This window comes from Moraxella caviae, from assembly GCF_002014985.1.
In the GTDB taxonomy this organism is placed as follows: domain Bacteria; phylum Pseudomonadota; class Gammaproteobacteria; order Pseudomonadales; family Moraxellaceae; genus Moraxella; species Moraxella caviae.
In genome coordinates, this window is record NZ_MUXU01000016.1 from 1 (window position 1) to 9,068 (window position 9,068).

General features: G+C 46.4%; 4 protein-coding genes and 2 tRNA genes. 4 read left to right on the plus strand and 2 right to left on the minus strand.

The window, feature by feature from the left end; all coding sequences use genetic code 11:
- Positions 1-1,176: 1,176 nt before the first annotated feature.
- Positions 1,177-1,262: transfer RNA gene (locus B0181_RS01935), tRNA-Leu, on the minus strand.
- A gap of 104 nt (positions 1,263-1,366) precedes the next feature.
- Positions 1,367-1,440 (minus strand) — tRNA-Cys (locus B0181_RS01940).
- Between the two features lie 560 nt (positions 1,441-2,000).
- Between B0181_RS01940 and B0181_RS01950 the strand changes: the two genes are divergently transcribed.
- The 4 genes from B0181_RS01950 to B0181_RS01965 all read left to right on the plus strand — a co-directional run.
- Positions 2,001-3,437: an efflux RND transporter periplasmic adaptor subunit gene (locus B0181_RS01950; RefSeq protein WP_078275814.1), complete on the plus strand. Its 1,437-nt coding sequence runs from the start codon at positions 2,001-2,003 to the stop codon at positions 3,435-3,437.
- An 11-nt stretch (positions 3,438-3,448) separates the two neighbouring features.
- Positions 3,449-6,604, plus strand: a complete 3,156-nt coding sequence (locus tag B0181_RS01955; protein ID WP_078275815.1) for an efflux RND transporter permease subunit — start codon at positions 3,449-3,451, stop codon at positions 6,602-6,604.
- A 174-nt stretch (positions 6,605-6,778) separates the two neighbouring features.
- On the plus strand, positions 6,779-8,353 hold the full coding sequence (locus B0181_RS01960) for an efflux transporter outer membrane subunit (protein WP_078275816.1): 1,575 nt from the start codon (positions 6,779-6,781) through the stop codon (positions 8,351-8,353).
- A 320-nt stretch (positions 8,354-8,673) separates the two neighbouring features.
- A partial coding sequence (locus tag B0181_RS01965) for an IS1595 family transposase (protein ID WP_143821564.1) occupies positions 8,674-9,068 on the plus strand: 395 nt, incomplete at its 3' end.

The window sequence follows — 9,068 nt, forward strand, 5'->3', positions numbered from 1 at the left end:
AGGACAGCCCCTAAATTTTAAATGGCTTACCTACCGCACGGATAACCTTGCCTGTTTTGGTTCGGCGTGTCCAGCGCAGGATGAATACGCCATATTCATCAGTGTACATAAAGCACCTCGTAAGATGAGTTGCCATCACTTAAAAATATGGACAAGGCTGAAAAATTCAAGTACAATAGCATTTCTCAGTATTGTAGTCTTTTTCTGCTTGCAGTGCAGCGGATGGAGAACTGCGCTTGATATATCATATTGGCGTATGATATTATCCCCAAGATAACTTGATAAGTTCGCTTATCAAGTTATTTTTTTAAAACAAATTAACTGTCTGGCATTGTACAACCCCATTAAAACCAGCATTTCATCAACCAATAAGCCTTTCATTCGTCGTCTTCACTATAGTAGGATGGCGCATCTGTATGTTTATACAGGCGTATGTCTTCATAATAAATGCCTAGCTCATAAAAAGATGACGATAATCTAATTGGTCAATTAATACGCTTTGATTGTCCATGTTTATCAATTCCCACAGATGTGATAAATGCGTGATTTTTGATAAAAAAATTTCAACGAGTCATGTGCAATCTATTAACGCCTTACTTTTACCACTCTTAATTACGCCAACAAAGACCAAAAATTGCCAACACCTCTTACCAAGGTTGCAAGTACATCATTCATGTCAAAGCAGCCTTACAAACAACACTGCCGAATACTACAACTGTCATATACACACCTAAAAATCAATATCCTTATTATACTAAAGTTTAATCATAATGCAATAAATTTTTCATACCTAAAAAGCATCTTGCGTTTCAAAATATCAGCTAGAACACATATAAGAAAAATGGCCTACAATATACAAAATTCTTTTGTGCATGATGTTATAAAAATACTGAGCATCATTTCGCCCAAGAAGCCCGAACACTCTTTGGTAATGAAATAAAGCTGGATGAAAATTACCTCGATGATGTTCACAAAAGCAAACATAACCATGGTGTTGCTAGCAAAATCACTGTATTTGGTTTATGAAGCGCAAATGACGTAGAACTTAAACCTTATTAACTTCAATTCCTATTGTTTGTTTTTGTAAACTTTAACAAACCACCAAAAACAAAACCCCCCAAACCTTTACAGTTCGGGGGTTTTGTAGACTTAAATAGACTTTGATAGAATGCTAAATGGTGCCCGGAGCCGGACTTGAACCGGCACGCTCAAAGAGCGAGGGATTTTAAATCCCTTGTGTCTACCAATTTCACCATCCGGGCAATGTGCTAAGCGCACGCTTAACGCTTTTAAAACTACGAGAGTAGTTTGATAATTTGTAAAACGGCGTGCGATGACAACATCAACACGCCGAACTACTAAAATATGGAGGCTGGGGTCGGAATCGAACCGGCGTACACGGAGTTGCAGTCCGCTGCATGACCACTCTGCCACCCAGCCTTGGGTTGTGGCTTGCTATAATACCAAAAAATTTTAAAAACGCAAGCAAAATTTTTAAAAATTTCACAAAAAATCTTATTTTTTAAGATTTTTACTAAAATTTGTCTGCATTGTACACAGTTTTCGCCAAAAATCAAGTCAAATTTTGTCATCACAGACAATAAAAACCTACAATTAACGGCATTTTTCTGCGGTTTTTTGCTTGATTTTACGATATAATAGGCGGTTGACTTAGCAGATTTTTAGTAAACATTTGTATGTTTTTGGTTTGGCGTGCGACTTTTGTCAGATATAAATCTTTATCAGACGCAAAATAAAGACGCACACTTTTACAAACCTTACAAAGCATTACGTTTTTTCTGCGCAGTTCTTGTCCCTTGCTCAAGCCAAATTTGACTTGCGGACATTTTAAACCTTGGCAATACATAGACTGGCAATGTTTTAGAATTTTGCTTTCCTGATTGCACCTGCCATCGCAAAAGCAAAATTGTAGAACCTTGCCGTTTATTGAGTAAAAATTTTCATTTTAATTTTAACCAAACTACATGATTAGGTGTTCAATGAAACTAAATTTTCGCACCGCTTCTGTGATGGCGATTTTATCGGGCGTAACGCTGATTACCGCTTGCGGCAAATCTGACCAAGCCGAACAGCAAGCCGCCGCCGAACAGCAAATGCCGCCTGCCGTTGTTGATGTACAAACCATCAGCCTAGGCGCAGTTCCTATCATTCAAGAAGCGTCTGGCCGCGTGGTGGCGGTAGAGACTTCAGAAGTCCGCCCGCAAGTTACAGGCATTATTGACCAAGTGCTGTTCCGTGAAGGCAGCTATGTGCGTGCTGGCGACCCTTTGTATCGCATTAACATTGACAATTACAAAAGCTCGATTGAGTCTGGTCGTGCTGCCGTTGCCAACGCTGAAGCCGCCGCCCAAAATGCGCGCGCTGCCCACGCTCAAGCACAAGCCAACCTAACTGCCCAACGTGCCACGTTAGCACAGGCGCGTGCGGATTTGGCACGTTTACAAGGATTGGTAGAAGCTGACGCCATCGCACAGCAAACTTACGATCAAGCCGTAACTGCCGTGCGCACCGCTGAAGCCAATGCCAAAGCCGCTGAAGCCACCGTTGCCCAAGCAGTTTCTAGCATTAAAAGCGCGGACGCTTCTATCGGCAGTGCCAAAGCCAGCCTAAGCGCAAGCGAACTTGACTTAAGCCGCACTATAGTGCGTGCGCCAATTTCTGGCAAAATCGGCATTTCAGCCGTAACCAGCGGTGCGCTGGTGTCTGCCAGCCAAGCCAACGCCCTTGCCACGATTTCACGCACTGACTTGGTGTATGTGGACATCAGCCAATCATCAAGCGAAATGCTGCGCCTACGCCAGCAGCTTGAATCTGGCGCAGCTTCACAAGGCAGCCCAGAAGTGCGCATTGTACTTGAAGATGGCACCATCTACCCAATGCTTGGTCGCTTGGCTTTATCAAACTCAAAAGTGGACGAAGCCACAGGCGCAGTAACCGTGCGTGCCATTTTCCAAAATCCAAACGATGTGCTTTTGCCGGGCATGTACGTCAATGCGCAAATGGCACTGTCTGTCGTGCATAATGCCGCCCTGCTGCCACAAAGCGCCGTTACTCGCACACCAAAAGGCGACACCCAAGTTTATGTGGTGAACGCTGAAAATAAAGTAGAAGTGCGTAACGTTACCATTAATGGCACTTATGACGGCAAATGGGTTGTAACCGATGGGCTAAATAATGGCGATGTGGTTGTGGTGATTGGCGGTGCGAAAGTCGAGCCAGAGCAAGAAGTGCAAACACGCGAATTGCCTGCCACCACCGAACAAAACCCTGCAGCAAACGGTGCGCAAGCAAACAGTGCACAAACCGAGCAAGCACCAGCAAGCCAAGAGCCACAAGCTCAGGCGGACGCAAGCAGTGAAGCTGGCAAAAACAGCGTGATGAAAGCTGACGAAAGCAGCCAAAACGCCGCCAACTAAGCGAGGTTTGTATGTCAAAATATTTTATTGAACGCCCCATTTTTGCGTGGGTGCTGGCGATTTTGGTCATGCTGGTGGGCGTGCTTTCCGTTACCAAATTGCCCGTATCACAATACCCAGAAATTGCACCGCCAACCGTATCGGTGAGTGCCGTGTATCCCGGCGCTGATGCGCAAACGGTAGAAAACTCGGTAACGCAAGTCATCGAGCAGCAGATGAAAGGTCTTGATGGCATGATGTATATGTCATCAAGCTCATCATCGCAAGGCTCAGCGTCCGTTGAGATTACCTTTGAAAGCGGCACCAACCCCGACATCGCACAGGTGCAAGTACAAAATAAGCTGCAAGCCGCCACATCGTCTTTGCCAGAAGTGGTACAGCAGCAAGGCTTGACTGTCAGCAAATCATCATCAGACTTTTTGATGGTGGTGGGTTATTTGTCAGAAGACGGCAGCATGGATAAAACCGACATTGCCGACTATCTAAACACCAACATCGTGGATCAAATCAGCCGTGTGAATGGCGTGGGCGCGGTGAATGTGTTTGGCTCGTCTTATTCCATGCGTATTTGGCTAGACCCTGAAAAACTGCGTGCTTATTCACTCATGCCATCTGACGTTCAGGCGGCAATCAACGCACAAAACGCACAGGTATCCGCAGGTCAGCTTGCCAATATGCCGTCAGATACTGACAAGCAAGTGATTAACGCCACCGTTACCGTACAAAGCTACCTACAAACACCAGAAGAGTTTCGTAATATCCTAGTAAAAACGGACGCTACTGGCGCACAAGTTCGCCTAAGCGACGTAGCAAGAGTGGAAATGGGCTCGGAAAACTATGGTTTTGAAACCTATTATAACGGCAAACCTGCTGCAGGTATTGGCATCATGCTGGCTTCAGGCTCAAATGCGCTGGCGGTGCGTGAAGCCGTACAAGCACGTCTTGATCAGCTTGCCAAAAGCTACCCACAAGGCTTGACTGCATTTGTGCCGTATGACACCACACCGTTTGTGCGTCTATCCATCACGCAAGTGGTGCAGACGCTGATTGAAGCGATTGTGCTGGTTTTCTTGGTGATGTTCTTATTCTTACAAAGCTGGCGTGCCACCATCATTCCTACGCTTGCGGTGCCTGTGGTGGTATTAGGTACGTTTGCGGTGCTTTTGGCGACAGGCTTTAGTATCAACATTCTCACCATGTTTGCACTGGTGCTTGCCATCGGTCTTTTGGTGGACGATGCGATTGTTGTCGTGGAAAACGTAGAGCGGATTTTGGAAGAAAACCCTACCATTTCGGTCAAAGACGCCACCATTCAATCCATGAATGAAATCAGTAAAGTACTGATTGGTATTGCGCTGATTTTGTCTGCCGTTTTCGTACCGATGGCGTTCTTTGGTGGCTCAGTGGGCGTGATTTATCGTCAATTCGCCATCACGCTTATCACCGCCATGTCATTGTCTGCCGTTGTTGCGCTGATTTTCACGCCTGCTTTGTGCGTTACCATCTTAAAACGCGCACAGCACAAAGACATTCATACCCAAAAAGGCTTTTTTGGTTGGTTCAACCGCCTGTTTTACTCACTAAGCTCACGTTATGAGCGTTTTGTGGGCAAATCTTTTGGCATGAAGGCGTTGTTTGGTGTGGCTTATGCCATCATCATCGCCCTATTTGCGTGGCTATTTACAAACTTGCCACAATCTTTCGTTCCTGAAGAAGACCAAGGGCAGCTGTTCGCCATCGTGCAAACACCAGCAGGCTCCACGCTTGACCAAACCCAAGCCGTGCTTGATAAAGTAGATGGTTACTTCCGTGAAGTCGAAAAAGACAACGTAGAAGGCGTGTTCACCATCTCAGGCTTTAGCTTTATGGGTTCAGGTCAAAACATGGGCATGGCGTTTATCCGCCTAAAAGATTGGGACGAGCGCACCGCTCCCGGCACAGACGCACAGTCTTTGGCTGGCAAGGCGATGGGCTATTTCTTTACACAAATCAATGAAGCGAATGTGTATGCGCTTGCGCCACCGTCAATTCAAGGTCTTGGCAACTCAAGCGGCTTTGCCTTTGAATTACAAGACACAGGCGGCGTAGGTCATGAAAAACTGCTAGAAGCACGCAATATGCTGCTTGGCATGGCAGCCCAAAGCGATGTGCTGTCAGGCGTACGTCCAAACGGTCAAGAAGACGCACCACAGCTAAAAGTGAACGTCAATCAAGAACAAGCGATGGCGTACGGCTTGTCTATGGGCGACATCAATAACACGCTTGCTATGGCGTGGGGTTCTGCCAAAGTAGGCGATTTCATTGACCGTGGACGACTAAAAACCGTGTATATGCAAGGCGACGCTTCAGCGCGTGCCGTACCATCTGACATCAACAAATGGTATGTGCGCAACTCAAGCGGTGAAATGGTGAACTTTGGCGCATTCTCCGACAGCGAATGGCAATACGGCTCACCAACGCTAAAACGCTACAACAGCTTGCCATCAATGAGCATTGAAGGTGCAGCTGCTCCGGGTAAATCTGAAGGCGATGCAGTCGCTGCGATGGAACAAATCGCTGCACAGCTGCCAGATGGCGTGGGCTATGAATGGACAGGCTTGACGCTGCAATCACAGCAATCAGGCTCACAAGCACCAATCCTATACGCCATTTCTATCATTGTGGTGTTCTTGTGCTTGGCGGCATTGTACGAAAGCTGGTCAATTCCATTCTCGGTCATGCTCATCATTCCGCTTGGTGTATTAGGTGCGGTTGCCTTTACTGCCCTGCGTGGATTTGATAATGATGTGTACTTGCAAGTGGGTCTTTTGACCGTAATTGGCTTGTCCGCCAAAAACGCGATTTTGATTATTGAAGTCGCCAAAGAACTGCAAGAAGCAGGTTACACACTCAAAGATGCGGTCATGCGCGCAGCTCGTCAGCGTTTGCGCCCAATCATCATGACATCGCTTGCCTTTGGCATGGGTGTGGTGCCACTATTCATCGCCAATGGCGCAGGCTCTGGCAGCCAAAACGCTGTCGGTACAAGCGTGCTGGGCGGGGTGATTGCTTCTACGTTCTTGGGCGTGCTGTTTATTCCGATGTTCTACATTTGGATTCGCTCGCTGTTCCCGCATAAGTACACCAAAGAACAGCTTGCCAAGCAAAACAGCGCTTCTACGCACTAAAACTTAACCCAAAAGATGAGCCTTCATCTTAATGTCAAGTCAAACGCTTAAGCCTAGTTGCCAGCTGGCAATACCGCTAAATAACTCAGCGTTCAATGCTTAGGCGTTTGCCACTTGACGAAAAATGCTAAAATTTAAGGCAATGCCCATTTTAGCCAAAGAGAGTTTATCATTATGAAAAAATCAGTCCTTGCCGTCCGTGTCTTTGCCGTCTCTGCATTGGCACTTAGCATGGCAGCGTGTAGCAGTTTGCCAAAAAAAGCGCAAACGCCCATCGCCATGCCAAACATTGACATGGACAGCCAATTTGAAATCCTAGACAAAGATACCGTCAGCACTGCCGAAGCACCAAGCGTGGCGGTAGTTCGCTGGCAGGATTTTTATACCGACCCTAAGCTGCAAGCACTCATTGAGCTGGGTCTAAAAAATAATAAAGACCTGCAAAGTGCAGTGCTTGCCGTGCAGCGTGCGCGTGCGCAGTACCAAATCACAGACGCAAACACCCTGCCAAGCGTGGGCGTGGGCGGCGGTGCAACTCGCAGCCAAACGCCAGCAGACCGCAACTCATCAAGCGGCTACAACGTCAATCTTGCCATGAGCAGCTATGAGCTGGATTTATGGGGGAAAGTCGCCAGCGCCAAACAAGCCGCACTGTACGATTATCTGGGCACCAATGCTGCGCGTGATGCCGTGCAAATCTCGCTGATTTCTAGTATCGCCCAAGGCTATGTGAACCTAAGCTATGCCATGGCGCAGCGTCAGCTTGCCCTAGAAACGCTAAAAACGCGTGAGCATTCGCTTGCCATCACTCAAAAACGCTATCAAGCAGGCATTGATGCACGCTCATCAAGCCTTCAAGCCGAAGCGTCTTTGGAGAGTGCCAAACTGTCGGTGTATAATGCCGACACCAGCATTTTGCAATACCGCAACGCCCTACAACTACTGCTAGGCGCACCAATCCCAACCGAGCTTGTGCCTGATTTGGCGGTGGATAACATCACCAGCCAAACGCTGTTTAGCACAGGCTTGCCAAGCGAATTGCTGTATTATCGCCCTGACATCGTGCAGGCAGAATACGCCCTAAAATCCGCTGGCGCAAACATCAACGTAGCACGCGCCGCCTACTTTCCATCCATCAGCTTGGCGGGCAATCTGGGCTACAGCTCATCTAGCCTAAGCAATCTTTTGCAATCTAGCGCCTTTGGTTGGTCGTTTGGCCCATCGGTGAATCTGCCGATTTTTGACGCTGGTCTGCGCCGTGCAAATTACGAAGTGGCACAAGTCGCCCAACAAAGCGCCTTGACCGCTTACGAAAAAGCCATTCAAACCGCCTTTAAAGAAGTTGGCGATGTCTTGGCAACGCGCGCCACGCTCAATCAGCAGCTAGAATCACAGTACAAATTGCAAGACAATTTCCAGCAAACCTACCGCATTGCGCACGCGCGTTTTCGTGCTGGACTGGACGATTATCTGAACGTATTGGACGCTGAACGCTCATTGTTTGCCAATCAGCAAAGCATTTTGGCACTTGAGCAGCAAAAAGTTGTCAGCCAAATCCAGCTGTACCAAACGCTTGGCGGCGGCGCAAGCCTAAGCGCAGAGCAAATCACCGAATTTAATCGTCAGCGTGAAGCCATGCGCACTGCTGCACTTACTCAAGTGTCGGCAGACGCAGCTGCAAATGCCACGAATACCACAGAAAGCGGCGTACAAATCACTCAGCCTGCGCCGAGCGAAACGCAGCCGTGATTTTCGTTAAATTTGGTTCAATTTCATAACCAAAACAACCCAAAAAAACAGTCGTCAATTTGGCGGCTGTTTTTTATTTGACAATGTCAAACTAAATTCATTCAAAAACCCCAATCAAATTTCTTTGCCGATACCAAGTCAAATTTAAAACTCAACCAAATTTAAAACTTACCAAATTAAAAGACTGGATAAACGCCATATTTTACGAAAAACACTTGCAATTTTAGACGATTGACACCATAAAGCTAATCACGACTATCATTCGCAACAAACATTAAAATTGGGGCTGTAGTAGATAACAAATATGTTATACTACAAAAATGAAGATAACTCGTTGTAAATTATCAAGAAAAACTCAATTAAGACTACTTGAGTTTTTCATTGCAGAAGTTACCGCTAGAACAGCGGCTGATTTGTTAAACATTCAACACAATTCAGCAGTCCTTTTCTACCACAAAATCCGCCTTGTGATAGAATATCACTTAGCTCTTGAAGCCAACACTGTTTTTGACGGTGAAGTAGAGCTTGATGAAAGTTACTTCGGCGGTATTCGTAAAGGCAAACGTGGTCGTGGTGCAGCTGGCAAGACTGCTGTATTTGGTTTATTAAAACGCAATGATAAAGTTTACACTGTTGTTGTTAAAGATACTAAGACAAATACACTAATGCCAATTATCACAAGTAAAATCAAGCCTGATAGCATTGTCTACACAGA